Source organism: Atopobium sp. oral taxon 416 (assembly GCF_018128285.1).
GTDB lineage: Bacteria > Actinomycetota > Coriobacteriia > Coriobacteriales > Atopobiaceae > Olsenella_L.
Genome location: NZ_CP072380.1, coordinates 2,320,144 through 2,336,573 on the forward strand (window position 1 = coordinate 2,320,144; position 16,430 = coordinate 2,336,573).

Below are 16,430 nucleotides of genomic sequence, written 5' to 3' on the forward strand. Positions count from 1 at the left end.
AAGGACGCACTATGGGAAGAAGAGCCACAGAGGCACTGGGCATCACGTATGACCAGCTGGCCGATTACCTGCATAAGAACCATTCCGTATACATGAAGATCGGTAGCAAGGTCTACTATTTGACCGACGTCAACTACGAAGCATGGAGAGCGCAGGATACCAGCCAGCTGAATTCAAAAGGCCACTACATCGACTGTTCAGATCTCGTCGATACGGTGGATGAGTTCTTAGCACTTCCCTTCATTGATGGACAGACTATTAAAGACGTCTTCGACGGAGCTACGCTCTACGCCTCTATCAAAGGTCAAAAAAACTAGCACTATAAACGAAAAACATTGATTTGACCAAACAGCTCTATGCAAGCATCGCCCCAAGTTTCCCACTTGGGGTTTTTTCTAACCAAAAATCCCCTTACCTGCGCATTCACAAGCAAGGGAATCATCCACGCCTATTGAAGGAAGCTACTTGTTAGACGGCGTATCCTTTCCGTCTTCCTTCTGCCCCCCGTCCACGGGGTCGGCAACGTCCATCTTCGGGCTCTGGTAGTCGTCGGCGTACTCCATCTCGGGGATCCAGCTGCGGTACTTATTGTCCACAGCGTTCGGATGCGAAGACTGCTTGGCGTAGCGGTGAACCGCATTCGTGGAGCGGTTGATCGCCACCAACGTGCCGGCACCCGCGACGCAGCCGCCCGGACATGCCATACCCTCAAGCAGGAAGCCGTTGTACTGGCCGCGTGCCGCCTTCTTCATCATCTTTCGACACTCATCCAATCCCTGGGCACCGTCGGCTTTCACTTCGACGCCCAGGTGGTCACGCTTGATTACGTTGACGACCGCGGTGGCAACACCGCCGGCGACTGCGAAGTTTCTCCCGTCAGTTGAGGCTTCGGTGAAGTCACCACTGTCGTCACCTCGAAGCGAGTTCAGGTCGATATCGCAGGCTTCCATCATACCGATAACCTCCTCGAAGGTGAGGACGAAGTCCACCTGGGAGCGGACGGCAGTACGCATAGCCTCAAGCTTCTTTGCGGAGCAGGGTCCGATAAAGACGATCTTGGCATTGGGATGCTGCGCGTGGACCAACCGCGCGGTAAAGACCATCGGCGTCAGCGCCATGGAGATACAGTCGGCGTACTTCGGGAACTCCTTTTTTGCCATGGAGCTCCACGCCGGGCAGCACGAAGTGCCCATGAACGGCAGCTTATCCGGAACCTCACGCAGGAAGTCCTCCGCCTCTTCCACCGAGCACAGGTCTGCGCCGGAAGCGACCTCCTCCACACCGGAGAAACCCATCTTCTTGAAGGCAGCACGCAGCTTGCTTGCATCGTTCTTGGCGCCGAACTGTCCGACGAAGGCCGGCGCCAGGATTGCAATGACCTCCTGCTTTGAGAGGATTGCCATGATCACCTGCACGATCTGGCTCTTGTCAGCGATCGCGCCGAAGGGGCAGTTGATCATGCACTGACCACAGGCGACGCACTTGCTGTGGTCGATCTGTGCGTGCCCATCTTCATCTGAGCCAATCGCGTGCATGCCGCAGGCAGCGGCACAGGGACGCACGTGATGGTAGATCGCATGGTAGGGACAGGTGCGGGCGCACAGGCCGCAGTGGATGCACTGGGACTGATCGATGTGCGCGCGATGGTCCACAAAGGTGATCGCGTGCTTCGGGCACACCTCACGGCAGGGGTGCGCCAGACAGCCTTGGCACATGTTCGTGACCTCATACACATTGTCTTTGCAGCCGTTACAGGCGAATTTGATTACGTTGATGAGGGGCGGCTCGTAGTAGCGCTCCGGCGCTGCGACGTCCGCTAAGCCTTCCGAGATGTTGGTCGGCTTGTTGATATTCTGCAGCGGGAGGCCTGCGGCAAGGCGGATACGCTCGGAGATGATGGCACGTTCCAGGAACACGGAGGTACGGTAGGTCGCTTTCTCATGTGGCAAAATCTTGTACGGCAGCTCGTCGAACGCCCGATCAAAGTCCTTCAGGGTCCAATCCGGGTTCTGGGCATGTTTGTAGATGATCTGCGCGACTTCCCTAAATACCGTGCGGCGAATATCGGTGATATTGGTGTAAACACCACGCATTGTGTCTGACATGCGATAACCCTCTCCTCTGTGTTGGCGCTACAGCCTCTATTTTAGGCTCTTCGGTAGTTTCTGCGGGCGGAATCCACCCAAGCGCCCAGATGGGAGCGCGGTGACAAGGCAAATAAAGGAGAACGGCCCCGTCTGGGGCCGTTCCCGCGTCGGGCAGGGTAGGGCTACGTCTGCTACAACAACCTAGCGGAAAGGCCCTGACGCATGAACAGGATACTACGCTGCGCGCTTGCGCTGGCGCACACCGTGATCGAATACGTACGCATCGACGACGACCGAGTCGTCGTCGGGGTGAGGCCTGCGCTGCCCGATCTGCAACAGGAAATGCGATTGCTATGACAGATCGCCGAGCCCGCGATCGTGGAGGGCGATGGACCTGGCCCGCTCGACGTGCTTATCTGGAGTACGCGACGAGGCGGGTCGCCTGCCCGGAGCACAGCGTTCTGGTCGAGGCGGTGCCCTGGGCGAGGCCCAGGTCGTGCTTCACGCGCGACTTTAAGGACTGGGTGGTGTGGCCTGGCACGGCGCGGATCCGGCCAGCGCCGTCGCGGTGACACACCGTCGGCGAGGTGTGCGCCCGCGTCTGCGCCGACCTGCAGGCCACACGCAGCAGGGGCGCTTCGAGGGTGCAAGGCGCATCGGGATCGATAAGACCTCCTACAAGAAGGGGCACAAGTACCTGATTGTCGTCGTCGGCCACGACCGGGGATGTCTGATATGGGCCCACGAGGGGTACGGCAAAGACGTGCTGGGCCTTTTCCTGGACGAGCTCACCTGAGAGCAGAGGCGCGCCATCGAGGTCGTCACCGCCGACGGCGCGAAGTGGATAAAGACGCTACTCCGGCACCGCTGCCCACACCGCGCGCTGGGTGATGGACCCCTTCCACGTCGTGCAGTGGATGAACGACGCGCTCGACGAGGTGCGCCGCGACGAGTGGCGGGTCGCGAAGAGGGCCGCCCGCGAGGCGACGCCCCCGCGAGACCGGCCGGGGCGGCCGCGGAAGGGCGAGGAGACCCCGGCGGAGGCCAGGGCGCTCAAGGAGGCCGCCGACGCGATCAAGGGCAGCCGCTTCGCCCTCGTGAAGAACCCCGAAAACCTCACCGACGCGCAGCACGCCAAGCTCGACGCGCTGAAGAAGAAGGCAGCTTCGCGCCTGTTCAGGGCATGGGAGTTGAAGGAGGACCTGTAGGCGGTGTTCAGGGCCGGGTGAGCCAGCGAGGCCGCGGCGTTGCTCGACGCGTGGCTGCGCGCCGCCGCGTACTGCAGGATCAAGCCCATCGTCGCCGTCGAGAAGAAGGTGCGCAGGCGCAGGGCCGACGTGGTCGCGGCGGTTGAGCTCGGAACCGGCAACGGCCGCGTCGAGTCGATCAACAACAAGATCAAGGTGACAATCAAGATGGGCTATGGCTTTCGCAACGCGGACAACCTGATCGGGCTGCTCATGCTGAGGTGCTCGGACAGCAAGCCGCAGCTTCCGGAAAGGTCAGGGAAAAGCGCGAGAAGGAGGGCCGCCTAGACGGGACTGCCTCCCATAGAAACTACCGAAGGCTTCTATTTTATGTGAGTTAATTCAGTAAAAGTATATCTAACCATCAAGTACATGAGGGCTGATGCAAGCCGGCCGGACAGCCCAGGCGATACAACTTTCCATACCAAAGGGAGGTGTGCCTGGGAGCCCACCGGGCTCTGTGTCTGGTAACAACCTCTTAGGCTAGCCTTCAAAGAGAAAGTGGAACCGTCAGGATCCATGGTACGCAAAAGTCCCTTCCGCACCCTCAGTGCCAAGGCCGAAGATGCCAAGATCTGCCGGCCTAAGAAGGCCACAGTCGAGTGTTGCTGCTGTAAGCACATAGGCTTTGCTACCTTCGCTAAGCTAAGTGCCAAGATGGGAGTGCTTCGACTGCAGGCGCACGTACAGCTTGCTTACAGGGACAGTCTTTAAGCACACCAGGCACACACCCTGCCGAAGTAGGTATCACCCATCAGGCTCATGCGCTACAGTGTGCCCCTTAACTGCAATAGGCGAAGCGCTCAGATATCGCATCAAAGCGCCTGTGGATGGCGGCATTGGGTCTTTCGTCCTCAAAGCAGTGTCTCTGGATCGACAAGACCTACATCACTGATGCGCACCTCTCCTACGCCTTCGGGCAGACGAGCAAGTGTGCCCTGTCAGCAGGTTGGCACAGACGTCCTATGCCGTAGTCTGTGGCCACAAGCCGTCCACGGAAAGGATCAGGGGACTTTGTGGCCACTGAGCTGAAGGCACAAGCGCGCCCACAGTAGGGTTGATGAGGGATTCGGGGGCTGTCGCTAAATCCTACAAGGCCAGTTGTGCGCGATCCACACTATCTGGACAGCATGGCGCTTGTGGACAATCTCTGCTTTTGGCTCAAGAGATACCTGTGGCACCTCACAGGTGTGTCCAAGGCCAACATGCAAAAGCTACCTCAACTGGTAGGTCTAGCTGTTTTGTGCCAAACAGGCAAGGCACAGATGGGTTGAAACTGAAAGGGCGCCATATGCTTGTGGCCGATGTGGGTCTTCGCAGCTCGGCATGGGTCTAGCGGCCCTCATTTGCTTGACTGTTAGGCTACGCGGGTAGCTACCCCGCAGCCATGCGGCCGACCCACTCCTTACATACCGCGCTTTTCCTCGAGTTTCATTGCGTTTTGGAGCGCTTTACGCATCTCCTTTACCTCGAACAGGCGAAGAAACATTTCCGTGAGCGGTGCACGTACGGATACCTCCTCACCCGTAACCGGATGGATAAAGCACTCCTCCCAGCAGTGGAGCAGAAGCGTTGTTGCAACCATCTCCCCGTTCGGCAACTGTACCCGCTCGGGATGCGGAAGCGCAGGGCCACCGCCTGCACCGTAGAGCGGATCCCCCACGATCGGGAATCCCCGGAAGGCCAGGTGCACCCGGATCTGATGCTTTCTGCCGGTCTTGGGCGCTACAAGTACGAGTGAATACCCCTTCTCATACATCACCCGCCGCACGATGCTCAGGCAGGACTTGCCGCTTGAAGCGACGCGCATGCGGCGCGGATCGTGCCGGTCACGCCCGAGCGGAGCTGAAAGCTTTGTGACCCCTTCGGGGAAGGAGCCTTTGACCACGGCGAGGTAGTACTTGTGCATCGCATGGCCCGCCACCAGCGCATCGAAGGCTGCCTGAAAATCAGGGCAAAGCGAGAAGAGTACGCAGCCCGAGGTGTCCTTATCGAGCCGCTGCAGCACCTGCGCAGTAGAGATCAGGCCCTGCTCTTCCAACGCGGCGTTGACCTGCGCGGTCAGCGTGTCGGGCTCCCTGCCGGTCCCATCTGAGTGCACCAGGATGCCAGCAGGTTTGGAAGCGATCACGATAAAGGGATCCTGATAGAGCAGGTGCGCCGACTGTGAGGCATTTTCTGCAGGATCTTTTACCTCACGCTCTATCGCCTGCGGTGCCACCAGCTTGACGGAGCTTCCCTCCTCAAGCGTGTCGGTGAGCCTGACCGGCCCGGCATCGCTCATGAGGCGGCCTTCCTCCGTGATCTGCTCCTGCCGCTTCCGGGAGACCCCGGCAGCCTCAAGCAAGTCACTGACCGCAATCGAGCGGGTGGCCTGTAGGCGCAGCTCCCCCGGTACCACTGTTTCAATCAGATATGGTTTAGAACCAGGTACGATTTGCTTCATATTGCTCGCTATCCATCTGTTCCTCAAGCGTGTCGATAAAGGCCTCAGTGACACTCCACACGGTCTTATGCCAAAACTTCTCTTCCTTATCTGTATCGCCAGTCGCAATGCCCTGGGCCTACGAAGATCTATCAGTAGCTGATATATTAGAAACATCCTTTACCGGAGGTACGCGAGCGGCGTGATCATCCGTTTCTGCGCTGGTATTCTGCTTGTTCTCTTCTACCATGATTGTGTCCTTTCCCATCGATACGACGCAACCACATGCAGTTGCATCGCTTACCTAAAGAAATTGGTTCAATCCTAAAAGCTGTGGGCGAATGCCAGCGGCGTAGTGCCCTCAGAGACAGAAGAGCGGCCATCCTCTAGAATCTTACACCGCAACATGTAGACTCCGAAGAAGGATGGAGCGCGCTGACAAGTGTAGCATCGCCGGCAGCCCAGCTGTCCGCCGTTTCCCATGCCGACGATATTGCCGCTCCCGGCTTCCCCCGCATTCCCTCCCATCTGGACGGATTCATGCAGACAGGCGTGCCTAAGGAGAGCGTGCGCACCGAGGAGTTCGGCACCTCGGCCAGACGATGCAGCAGGCCGGTGCAGATCCTCACGGTCCCAGGCAGGCTGGCTGCCAGGGAAGCCCCCTCATGCCCCTGCTGCGGAAAGGCCATGGAGGGCAACGGGCAGGTCCCCATTGCGCTTCGGCACCTCCCTTTGGGCATGGAGAGGGCAAGGGTCGAGGTCTTGCGGCCAAGATGGGCATGCAGGGAATGCGGGAGCACCCTCATGGAAGAGGTGCCCTTCAGGGCGCCAGGGCAGCGCATCACGCTGCCGCTGCTCACGTTCGTGTGTGACCTGCTTGCCCTGGGCCAGACGCTCAAGGCGGTATCGCTCACGGCAGGCCTTAACAGGAACGTCGTGAAAAAGATCGAGCGCGCGAGGCTCTCTGCGCTCTACACGGAAGGCGAAGGCAGCAGGCTGAAGCTCAGGAAGCCCAAGCGCCAGGCCCGCTATCTGGGCGCAGACGAGTTCAAGCTGCACAATGCCCGCCGCTGGGCCACCGTGATCATAGACCTTAAGACCGGTCACGTGCTCTGGCTCGCCTATACGAAGAGGAAGCAGGTCGTGTATGACTTCTGCGACTTCGTGCTCGCCGAGTGGATGTTGTATGTGGAGGCAATCGCCTGCGACATGAACGCAGGCTTCGGGCGCGCCTTCCTTAAGCGCCATCCGCATCTGGACATCGTCTACGACTACTTCCACCTCATCAAGAACTTCAACGAGAAGGTCATCTGTAAGGTCAGGAAGGATAAGCAGGCAAGGCTTAAGGAGGAGAGCAACGCCGAGGCCGTGCGTGCCCTCAAGCACTCCACATACATCCTCATGTCTGGTGCGGACACAAGGAAGAGGAAGGAGCGCGATGCACACGCCGGCAAGGTGGTATCAAGGGGAAACGCCCTCTTCGGCAAGGAGGAGGCTCTGCAGAAGGGAGGGGCCAGGGAGCGCTACAAGGAGCTGATCTCGCAGAACGAGCTGCTTGCCGCCTGCGACATCGCGGGTGAGATGCTCAGCAGGGCCTACGGCTATCGGCAGGAGAAGCGCATGCGCGATGCCATGGAGAGGGTCGTCGAGGTCTGCCGCGGCACGAAAGACAGGCACTTCGGGTGGTTCGCCAGGCTCGTGGAGAGCCACATGGACGGCATCGTCGCGCATGCCAGGCACCATATCAGCAGCGGCAAGGTCGAAGGCACCAACCAGATGATCAAGACGCTCAGGGGGGGCAGGCTAGGGATACCCTAACGACGAGTACTTCTTCCTCAAGATATTCGATGCGAGCAGGCGCTATTCGAAGCCTTCCGGGGCTGCGGCATGATAGGCCCGCACACAGGTTTCAGGACTGAACCAAGAACTTAAATGCTAGCGTTATGATCTCAGATGGGTGCGACACTATTGCTGCCCTCAAAATGCAGGTCGATTCTCAGTTTTGGAGAGATCCATGCGCAACAAAAATGCCCTACCTTCCACTGAGGAAAAATGAGACATACAAGTTTTCAGCAACGATACGGTTAGTCTTTGATCTCACGGACGATCTGAGCAGCTTCTCTGGTGAGCTTGAAGATCTGATCGAAGTCTCCTGCGTGGACCATCTTCGGTTTCACCATCCACGTACCGCCTGCGGCGATGATAGCAGGATCGCTCAGGTACTCCTTCAGGTTGCTCGCATTGACACCACCGGTCGGCATAAATCTGTGGCCGACAAAGACAGATGCGAGCGCATCGATCGTTGCGAGGCCGCCAAATTGGCCCGCCGGGAAGAACTTGGTGACCTCGAGGCCCTTGTTCACAAGCACAGTGACCTCAGTCGGCGTCACACCTGCCGGGATCTGCGGGATCTCATGCTCAAGGCAGTAGTCAACAACCTCCATCGTGTGACCCGGAGAGACGATAAACTTTGCGCCAGCATCGACCGCACGCTTGCACTGATCGACGGTCAGAACGGTACCGGCGCCAACCATAATGTCAGGATCCTTCTCTGCCATCGTGTGAATCACGTCAGCCGCCTCAGGCGTGCGGAAGGTGACCTCTGCCATAGGGAGTCCGCCCTCTACCAGGGCATGCGCCAGGGGATCTGCACCCTTCACATCGTCGAGGACGACAACCGGTACGACGCCGACGCGCTCAACCTGCCCGTAGAACTGATCCATATAAGACATAGTGTGGTTCTCCTTCTTCAGTGGTGTATCAAGCGTATGTATGACTAGCGGTTAACCCGCAGGCCTGAATCTTTTTGAGCGACACTTTCAATCTCATCTGAAGTCACGAGATTGGAGTCACCGTGAATGGTCAGCTTCAGGATCGAGGCTGCGATTGCATAGGCAGCGGCATGGTCCAGATCGTAGTGATGCAGCAGCGCGTGGATCAGCCCTGCGGCAAACGCGTCACCTGAGGCGACACCTTCGAGCACGTGCTCTCTGTGGACCGGGGAGAAGTGTGCCTTCCCCTCGCTGTACACCATGCCCATCCAGGAGGAATCCTCCACGGAGTGGATATCACGGATCACTGAGGCAACCAGCTTGCAGCCATACTGTGAGGCGATATCCTGCGCGATATGGACGTATTCATCCTTCTCTTCGATGCCGGTCTCGAGCGAGCCTGAGCCATAGCTGATGTCCAAGCAGGCGGGAGCATCCTCGTCGTTTGCGATGCAGATATCGATCAGCGGCAGATATTCCTTCATCGTCTTCTGCGCCTTCTCAGGAGACCACAGCTTGCGGTAGTTGAGGTCGCAGATCGTGGTGATACCCTTCTTGTGACAAGCTTCCAATGCCTCTTTGACCGCGATGATCATCTCATCGGAGACCGCCGGCGTCACGCCGCTCACATAGAAAGCCTCGACGCCTTCGAGAATTGTGTCCCAATCAAAGACAGTGTGGGATGCCAGATTGAAGGCAGAGTACTTACGGTCGTAGACGCAGCTACTCGCACGCTCGGAGGCACCGACCTCAAAGTAATAGGTTCCGAGCCTGTCCCCCTCGCGCACAACGCGGGAGGTGTCGACCCCATACATAACGAGGCTTCTCAGTGCGCACGCGCCAATACGGTTGCACGGAACAACTGAGACATAGGCTGCATTGTCTCCCTGGTATGCTAGTGAGAGGGCGACATTGGCTTCTGCTCCCCCATAGTGCACGTCGAAACTTTGGGCCTGCTCCAGACGCAAATTGTTCGGCGGTGACAGTCTCATCATGATCTCACCAAAAGTCAGAACCTCGGTATTCTCGTCCAGCATAGCTCCCTCACTTTCCGTAGCGTCCGTGAAGCCACACGTTTGGTATTCCCCGTTGTCTCTAACACTAGCATGCTAGTTTTACTTAGTACAGGTATGCTAGAATCAATATGGAAAATATTTTGCGAACGGATTTGGGCTATGGGTACGACAGACACAGTGACAGCAACTACAGAGACCGAGCAACCAGAAAAACAACAAGAGCAAGCCTATGAAACGCTTCGTGACGGGATCGTAGAATTCACCTATCTGCCCGGGCAGCGCCTCTCCGCAAAGGAGATCCGCAAGCAGATGGGGTTAGGCCGCACGCCAGTCCGAGAAGCGATCGTGCGCCTGCAGCAGGACGGGCTCGTCACGACCAAGCCCAAGAGCGGAAGCTATGTCTCCCTGATCAATCTTAAAAATGCCGAATGCGCCCACTTCCTGCGTATCACGGTCGAGCGCGCCGTCGCAATAGATGCCGCTGCACAGATCACGGATTCTGAACTGGAAGAGATGGCAGGCTCTATCCAGGCACAGGAGCAGTCGCTTATCGCACACGATCAACGGAACTTCCTTGAGGCAGATAACGCGATGCACCAAGCGGTGTTTGCGGCAGCCGGCAGATTAACCGAATGGGACTGGCTTACCCGCACAAGCGTCGACCTCAACCGGTTCCGGTGGCTCCATGTGAAAGCCAGAAGCGTCGGCTGGACGAGCATCCTTAAGGAGCACCAGGACTACTATCAAGCACTCCGAGCGCACCAACCACTCAATGCGGCTTACATCATCGAACACCATCTCCATGTGATGCTCGACGAAAAGGAGGAGGTTCTCAAAGTCTTCCCCCAGTACTTTGCCTTAGAGGAATCCCAGGCTTAGCAATGAGCAAAAGAGTGAGGCCCCACAAGTCCTCATGTGGAGCTAGAACCATATCCATTGGTATCAGACATACTTTTCAACTTGAACACCTAAGGGGGAAAAGTCCAGCTGAACCTGTCTGATAGTATGCGAGTCACCACACGACAACGATCTATCTAAGGTAACAGATGGACTGCCCACATTCTACCATTGAGGCGCAGCAGAAACTCTACATTTGAAGAGCGTGCCACACTACAGAGCTGCCTGAGAAGGATGGCTTTGCTGAGAAGTATCTGCCTAAGAGCTCAGTTAGCCTGTATGCTCCATCAGCTACATGGCAGGGTCGAGCTCTGCCACGGCTAAAGCAGTGCGCCACAGAGCCAAACAAGGGCAGGGCATCTGTAAGGAAAGACGCAAGAGCTGTTGTCACAGAACAGATCTCCTGAAGAGGCCTTAGCTCACACACTGTGTAGAGGGCTACCTCTTCGAAGGTGGCTGGTCACCTGAGGCGTGCTGCAACCGCTCAGGAGCTGCAGGGGAGTTTGTGTAGAAGGACACTTTATACCTACACTGACCAAAGCTTGCTGGGTATCCACAACTATAGCCTGCCTGAAAAGCTTAAAAGTGCAGGTCACCTGTCCACCAGAACAAAGAAGAGCTCGCCACAAGCTTGAAAAGCGCCCCCAAAGACACGTTGTGCACGTCTGAGGTTAGGCATAAGGGGAGTGATTTGGTCTTAAGCCACAAGACCAAAGGCGATAAGGCACACCTAACCTTGTCTGAGTGTTTGAGCCGTGAGTGTCTCATCCATCCCTGTCCTGGATACAACAGCTGCCAAGCACCATACAGGCTTTCAGAAAGCTACAGGGCCACTGCAGCAAGCACCGCTACGCTATCTTTCAAAACCATCACGGCTGACAGGGGCTCCTGAGTTTGTAGACTCTTACAGCTAAAGGACATCTCAGAGATACTCATCTGCTGTGTCCACCCCCCTACACTTCCTGTAACAAGGGAACTACTGAGCGGCACAACTGCGTAGCCTGCAGACTCATCCCTTAAGGGGACCACAGTGTCACCTGCTCTTTTCAAGACATCATGCCGAAGCCTGGTGTAGCTCGTTGCCAAGAGAGATGTTGGACTACCACATACCGGGTGAACTATTCAAATCAGAGCTAGATTGCCTCTATCAGACAGCCTGATTAGGAGTGTTCAAGGTACTCCTGCAAGGTAGGAAGAACTTTTTCTATGTAGTCCTATATGTTGGCTGTTATGCCAGGCGCTTCTTAACTTCCTGAGCTAAATCATCAAAGGGGACCTGCACCTGCTCGTGGCTCTGCATGTCACGGATGGTCGCCCGATGGGCACTTACCTCATCTGGTCCCAGTACTACGCACAGACGGGCATTGAGCTTATCAGCCTGCTTGAACTGGCTCTTCAGGGAACGTCCCTGATAATCAGCCTCAGTACGGATGCCGGCCTGACGCAACGCGAGGGTTACGTCAAAGGCGGCACGACGCTCATCCTGAGAGGTTGCGGCAACATAGACGCAGCTCGGTGCCGGAGTCTCGAGGTCCTTGCCCTGTGCCTTCAGCGCCAGGTAGATGCGCTCGAAGCCCACCGCAAAGCCGATGCCCGGGGTCTGTTTGCCGCCTTCGAGCTGCATCAGTCCGTCGTAGCGGCCACCACCGCCGATAGCGCCAACCTCGGAGTCCTTCACTTCAATCTCGAAGACTGTACGGGTGTAATAGTCAAGGCCACGCACAAGCGTCGGATCCTCAACGTATTCGATCCCGGCAGCGCCGAGATAGGACTTTACCTGTGCATAGTGCTGCTTGCAGTCGTCGCATAAGTAGTCAGTAATGAGGGGTGCAGACTTCATAACGTGCTGACAGTGTTCATTCTTGCAGTCGAAGCTTCTTAAGGGGTTGATGTTGGCGCGCTCGAGGCAGTCGTCACACATCTCGTCTTTATGATCGAAGATAAACTGACGAACAGACTCTCGGTAGGCCGGACGGCATTTCTCGTCCCCCATCGAATTGATGCGCAACCGCAACGTCGAGGGATCAAAGCCGAGACACTTGAAGTATTCCATCAACATGATGATGCACTCGGCATCCGCTGCCGGATCCTCAGTGCCCAGCCATTCAACGCCGACTTGGTGAAACTGACGCAGGCGGCCCTTCTGCGGACGCTCGCCGCGGAACATCGCCTCGGCGTACCAGAGCTTGACCGGTGCGGCGCCCTGGGGCACAAAACTGTGCTCGACAGCGGCGCGTACGACGCCGGCGGTCCCCTCCGGCCTCATGGCCATCCGCTGCTTCGGTTTCAGGCTCTTCTCATCGCCGGATGCGAGCAAGCGATCCAAGAGCGCCCCGGAAAAGACACGGAACATCTCTTTGCGCACCACATCGGTCGACTCGCCGATCCCGTGGACAAAGGTAGCTACCTGCTCAAGAGCCGGGGTCTCAATTCTGTCAAAGCCATAGGAGCCGAAGAGATCCCGGGCTGTGTCGCACATATATTCCCAGGCACGCATGTAGCGGCCGTAAAGATCCTCAGTTCCCTGTATACGTTGTGCCAAAGTACTTCCTCCTCACGCGCACTTGAGCACTTGCGCGTCTCCCGTCGGGCCACAAACCTTTTCAGCAAGGCCTCCCTCGACATGCCTGGTTAAGTATACCTTCATGCAGTCCTCTTCAGAAAAACACGACACCTCCCATTTGTTGTGAAACAAATGGGAGGTGCGAAGGATGACCTCACTATTATAGAGAAGGACTAGGCAACGTTGATCTCCTGGACCCAGCCATACTTGTCCTGAATCTCGCCGGACTGGATGCCCGTCAGGGTCTCACGCAGCTTCTTCATGACCGGACCGACGTGATCCATACCGTAGACGATCTTTCTGTCGCCGGCATCGATCTCACCGACCGGGGAAATGACCGCCGCAGTGCCACACATACCGCACTCAGCGAACTGGTCGATCTCGTCGAAGCGGACCTCACGCTGCACGACGTCCATGTTCAGATAGCCCTTGGCCACATCGACGAGCGAGCGACGGGTGATGGAGGGCAGGATTGAGTCGGTTGCGCTCTTTGGGACAACGAGCGCTCCGTCCTTATCAACGAACAGGAAGTTGGCACCACCGGACTCCTCGACATAGGCCCTGGATTGGGAATCCAGATACATGTTGTCCGCATAGCCCTCTTTGTGGGCGATCGTGGACGGCAGCATGGACATTGCGTAGTTGAGGCCAGCTTTAATGTTACCGGTGCCATGCGGTGCCGCACGGTCATACTCGGAGACGCGGACCTTGACCGGCTTGACACCACCCTTGTAGTAGGCCCCGACCGGGGTGACCAGGATACGGAACTGATATTCATCCGCCGGCGCAACACCGATTACGATCCCGGTCGCGAACATTAACGGACGGATATACAGGGTTGCGCCGGTACCGTAGGGTGGAACCCAGGCAGCGTTAGCTTTCACGACCTGCTCGACCGCGTCGACAAAGCGCTCTTTTGGGAATGACGGCATCACCAGCCGCTTTGCGGAGTCATACATACGCGCGGCGTTCTGATCTGGGCGGAAGACCACGATGCGGCCGTCTTTGGTGGTGTAGGCCTTGAGACCCTCAAAGACTTCCTGGCAGTAGTGTAGAATACCGGAGCACTCGGAAATCGTGACAGAGTGATCTTTGGTCAGACCGCCTTCGTCCCATGCGCCGTCCTTGTAATTGGAGACGTAGCTGTAGTCAGTTGGCTGGTACGAGAATGTCAGGCTGCCCCAGTCGATATCTTTCTTTTGAACCATGACGTGCTCCTTCCTGCATATCACGCAGCCACTTCAACAACAGGTTAATTGCCTGTGATTGTACACCGCATGAACCAAATGAATGAAGATCGCTACAGGCTTGAAACATCCTTGCTACGCAGTCGTTACGTCGCTGAGAGCCCAATCTCTTCTCTAACTTCTGTAATTCTCCTGATGTCCAGGCTTACGCAGTAGGATTGATCGTGATAAAAAAGGAAGCATACAGCATGAGAATGTTTCAAAACGACTATTCAGAGGACGCTGCTTCGGAGATCCTGGTGGCACTGTGCGCGGCTAACTTCGAGCAGCGTATTGGCTACACCGAGGGCGACCCTCACTGTGAAGAGGTCCGTAAGTTGATCCGTGAGGCCTGCGAGGATCCCACCGCAGACGTGGAGTTCCGCATCGGCGGCACTTCCACCAATATCGTAGCTCTAAACGGCCTTCTCAAAGATTGGGAAGGCATCATCTGCACCCCGGATGTCCACATCGCTGTCCACGAAACCGGAGCACTCGTCGCGGTAGGCAGAACCGTCCTTCCCACCCACGACAAAGACGGATTCCTGAGCCCCGAGGAAGCAGAGCGGGTCTCTCACTTCCAAACTTCGACCGATCAGCGCATGGCCAAACCCGGCGCGGTCTATATCATCAACACCACCGAGCTCGGCGGCGTCTGGACCAAGCAGCGTTTTGACGCAATCTGTGACTGGGCCGACGAGCATCAGCTGCCAGTCTTCCTCGATGAGGCACGTTTGGCGAGCGCGTCGGCCGCACCTTCCAATGACCTCACTCTTCCCCATATCGCCAAGCGCTGCACCGCCTTCTACCTAGGTGGCACCAAAAACGGGATGCTCTGCGGTGAGGCTTTAGTAATTAACGACCCTAAGCTTAAAGAAGCCTTCCCCTACCTGATCAAGGAGCGGGACAAATTTCTGGCAAAGGGAAGACTACTCGGTGTGCAGTTTGAGCGCACGTTTATGCCCGAAGATACCGAGCCGCTCTGGTTCCCCTATACCTGCCAGGCAAATGACTGCGCCATAAAAATGCGTGAAAGCCTGATCGAAGAAGGTTACAAGCCCTACGGTGACTCCAACTTCAACCAGCAGTTCTTTGTCGTGACGTCGAAACAAGCCGAAGCGTCCGCAGAAGCCTGTGGCTGTGAGACCTTCTACACCCTGAAGGGCGGCAGACAGGTCATCCGGTTTGTGACCAGCTGGGCAACCACCGAATCGAATGTAGATGAGGTACTGACCTTTGCGAAGCAGGTGATTGCGTGACCTATGGCCACCATATCGTCTCAACGTAAACCCCTGACAAACACACTTGCCGTCGCGACACTTGCGACCCTGTGCTGTGCCCTGTGGGGCTCTGCGGTCCCCGGGGTCAGGCTGGGCTATCAGCTCTTCGCGATCAGCTCCTCCGATGTGGGCTCACAGCTCATCTTCGCGGGCAGCCGTTTCTTCTTTGCGGGTCTCGCAGTACTGATCGTCTTTCAAGCGCACACCCACGCCCCACGTCTAGGCTCCCACTTTATCCTCAATGCCTTAGAGCTCGGAGCCTTTCAGACCTATGGGCAGTACGTGCTCTACTACATCGGCCTCGCGCATGCGACTGGAGTCACCGGTTCCCTCATCCAGGGCGTCGGTGTCTTCGCGATGCCTTTGTTCTCTTGTTTTGTCTTTAGGTTGGAAAAAATGACTGCGCGCAAAGTCCTCGGCGGTGTGCTCGGTTTTCTTGGCTTGATCATCTCAATGGAGATCGGTGCCTCAACCCAGTTCGGCTGGGGTGAAGCCCTCATGTTGTCCGGCACCATCTGCTCGACGATGGCAACAGCGTTGATGCGGCAGAAGTCGCAGCACTTGAATCCTATTCAGCTCACCGGCTGGCAGTTTGTGCTGGGCGGGATCGGCCTAGTCCTCACCGGCTTGCTCCTCGGAGGAGCCTTCACGCTCAACTCCTGGGCTGCCGCGGGGATACTCGCCTGGCTCGTCTTTGTATCAGCGGCGGCCTTTTCAATCTGGAGTTTACTGCTGCGTGACAACGATATCTCCCGTATCGCGCCGTATCAATTCTTCATCCCGATCTTCGGAGTGCTCATCTCACTTCTCACGCTGGGAGCAGAAGGGGCTGAGGTCGGCGTCAATACCGTGATCGCGCTGATTCTCATCAGCCTCGGTATCATAATCGTCAACCGCAGCCCCAAACAGACAAGCTGA

Annotated in this window: 15 protein-coding genes and 1 pseudogene; 10 read left to right on the forward strand and 6 right to left on the reverse strand. The window is 57.0% G+C overall.

Features of this window, described 5'->3' with window-relative positions; all coding sequences use genetic code 11:
- Positions 1 to 11 precede the first annotated feature (11 nt).
- Positions 12 to 317, forward strand: coding sequence for a CDP-alcohol phosphatidyltransferase (locus tag J4859_RS12130; protein ID WP_212335317.1), 306 nt, complete (start codon positions 12 to 14; stop codon positions 315 to 317).
- Between the two features lie 144 nt (positions 318 to 461).
- Here the strand turns inward: J4859_RS12130 and J4859_RS12135 are convergent, their stop codons facing one another.
- Entirely contained in the window at positions 462 to 2,105 is a 1,644-nt protein-coding gene (locus J4859_RS12135) for a 4Fe-4S dicluster domain-containing protein (protein WP_212330110.1), read from the reverse strand.
- Between the two features lie 204 nt (positions 2,106 to 2,309).
- On the opposite strand from J4859_RS12135, the gene J4859_RS17095 reads away from it, so the two are divergent.
- The 5 genes and pseudogenes from J4859_RS17095 to J4859_RS12155 all read left to right on the forward strand — a co-directional run bounded on the left by J4859_RS17095 (position 2,310) and on the right by J4859_RS12155 (position 4,308).
- A complete protein-coding gene (locus J4859_RS17095; RefSeq protein WP_256436742.1) occupies positions 2,310 to 2,444 on the forward strand; it encodes a hypothetical protein in 135 nt (44 codons plus the stop codon).
- A 172-nt stretch (positions 2,445 to 2,616) separates the two neighbouring features.
- Positions 2,617 to 2,883: a hypothetical protein gene (locus J4859_RS12140; protein ID WP_212330112.1), complete on the forward strand. Its 267-nt coding sequence runs from the start codon at positions 2,617 to 2,619 to the stop codon at positions 2,881 to 2,883.
- Positions 2,884 to 2,971: 88 nt separating this feature from the next.
- Positions 2,972 to 3,295, forward strand: a pseudogene (locus J4859_RS12145) (transposase); the annotation flags it as partial.
- 39 nt (positions 3,296 to 3,334) lie between these two features.
- Complete coding sequence (locus J4859_RS12150; RefSeq protein WP_212330117.1) at positions 3,335 to 3,622, forward strand: transposase; 288 nt, start codon at positions 3,335 to 3,337, stop codon at positions 3,620 to 3,622.
- A 542-nt stretch (positions 3,623 to 4,164) separates the two neighbouring features.
- The gene (locus tag J4859_RS12155) at positions 4,165 to 4,308 is read left to right on the forward strand and encodes a hypothetical protein (protein ID WP_212330119.1); all 144 of its coding nucleotides are present in this window, start codon (positions 4,165 to 4,167) and stop codon (positions 4,306 to 4,308) included.
- Positions 4,309 to 4,739: 431 nt separating this feature from the next.
- Here J4859_RS12155 and J4859_RS12160 read toward each other — a convergent pair whose 3' ends face one another.
- Positions 4,740 to 5,780, reverse strand: coding sequence for an RluA family pseudouridine synthase (locus tag J4859_RS12160; protein WP_249113642.1), 1,041 nt, complete (start codon positions 5,778 to 5,780; stop codon positions 4,740 to 4,742).
- Between the two features lie 519 nt (positions 5,781 to 6,299).
- On the opposite strand from J4859_RS12160, the gene J4859_RS12165 reads away from it, so the two are divergent.
- The gene (locus tag J4859_RS12165; protein WP_212330121.1) at positions 6,300 to 7,577 is read left to right on the forward strand and encodes an ISL3 family transposase; all 1,278 of its coding nucleotides are present in this window, start codon (positions 6,300 to 6,302) and stop codon (positions 7,575 to 7,577) included.
- A 266-nt stretch (positions 7,578 to 7,843) separates the two neighbouring features.
- On the opposite strand, the gene J4859_RS12170 is transcribed toward J4859_RS12165, so the two are convergent.
- Both J4859_RS12170 and J4859_RS12175 read right to left on the reverse strand, forming a co-directional pair.
- A complete protein-coding gene (locus J4859_RS12170) occupies positions 7,844 to 8,491 on the reverse strand; it encodes a bifunctional 4-hydroxy-2-oxoglutarate aldolase/2-dehydro-3-deoxy-phosphogluconate aldolase (protein ID WP_249113643.1) in 648 nt (215 codons plus the stop codon).
- A gap of 44 nt (positions 8,492 to 8,535) precedes the next feature.
- Complete coding sequence (locus J4859_RS12175; protein ID WP_212330124.1) at positions 8,536 to 9,567, reverse strand: sugar kinase; 1,032 nt, start codon at positions 9,565 to 9,567, stop codon at positions 8,536 to 8,538.
- A 138-nt stretch (positions 9,568 to 9,705) separates the two neighbouring features.
- On the opposite strand from J4859_RS12175, the gene J4859_RS12180 reads away from it, so the two are divergent.
- Positions 9,706 to 10,425, forward strand: a complete 720-nt coding sequence (locus J4859_RS12180) for a GntR family transcriptional regulator (protein ID WP_212330126.1) — start codon at positions 9,706 to 9,708, stop codon at positions 10,423 to 10,425.
- Between the two features lie 1,246 nt (positions 10,426 to 11,671).
- Here J4859_RS12180 and hisS read toward each other — a convergent pair.
- Both hisS and J4859_RS12190 read right to left on the reverse strand, forming a co-directional pair.
- Positions 11,672 to 12,985, reverse strand: coding sequence for a histidine--tRNA ligase (hisS, locus tag J4859_RS12185; RefSeq protein WP_212330128.1), 1,314 nt, complete (start codon positions 12,983 to 12,985; stop codon positions 11,672 to 11,674).
- A gap of 194 nt (positions 12,986 to 13,179) precedes the next feature.
- The gene (locus tag J4859_RS12190) at positions 13,180 to 14,214 is read right to left on the reverse strand and encodes a branched-chain amino acid aminotransferase (RefSeq protein WP_212330130.1); all 1,035 of its coding nucleotides are present in this window, start codon (positions 14,212 to 14,214) and stop codon (positions 13,180 to 13,182) included.
- A gap of 227 nt (positions 14,215 to 14,441) precedes the next feature.
- Here J4859_RS12190 and J4859_RS12195 point away from each other — a divergent pair, with 227 nt between their 5' ends.
- Together J4859_RS12195 and J4859_RS12200 are read left to right on the forward strand one after the other, a co-directional pair.
- Positions 14,442 to 15,491, forward strand: coding sequence for a low specificity L-threonine aldolase (locus J4859_RS12195; protein WP_212330132.1), 1,050 nt, complete (start codon positions 14,442 to 14,444; stop codon positions 15,489 to 15,491).
- Positions 15,492 to 15,494: 3 nt separating this feature from the next.
- Entirely contained in the window at positions 15,495 to 16,430 is a 936-nt protein-coding gene (locus J4859_RS12200; protein ID WP_212330134.1) for a DMT family transporter, read from the forward strand.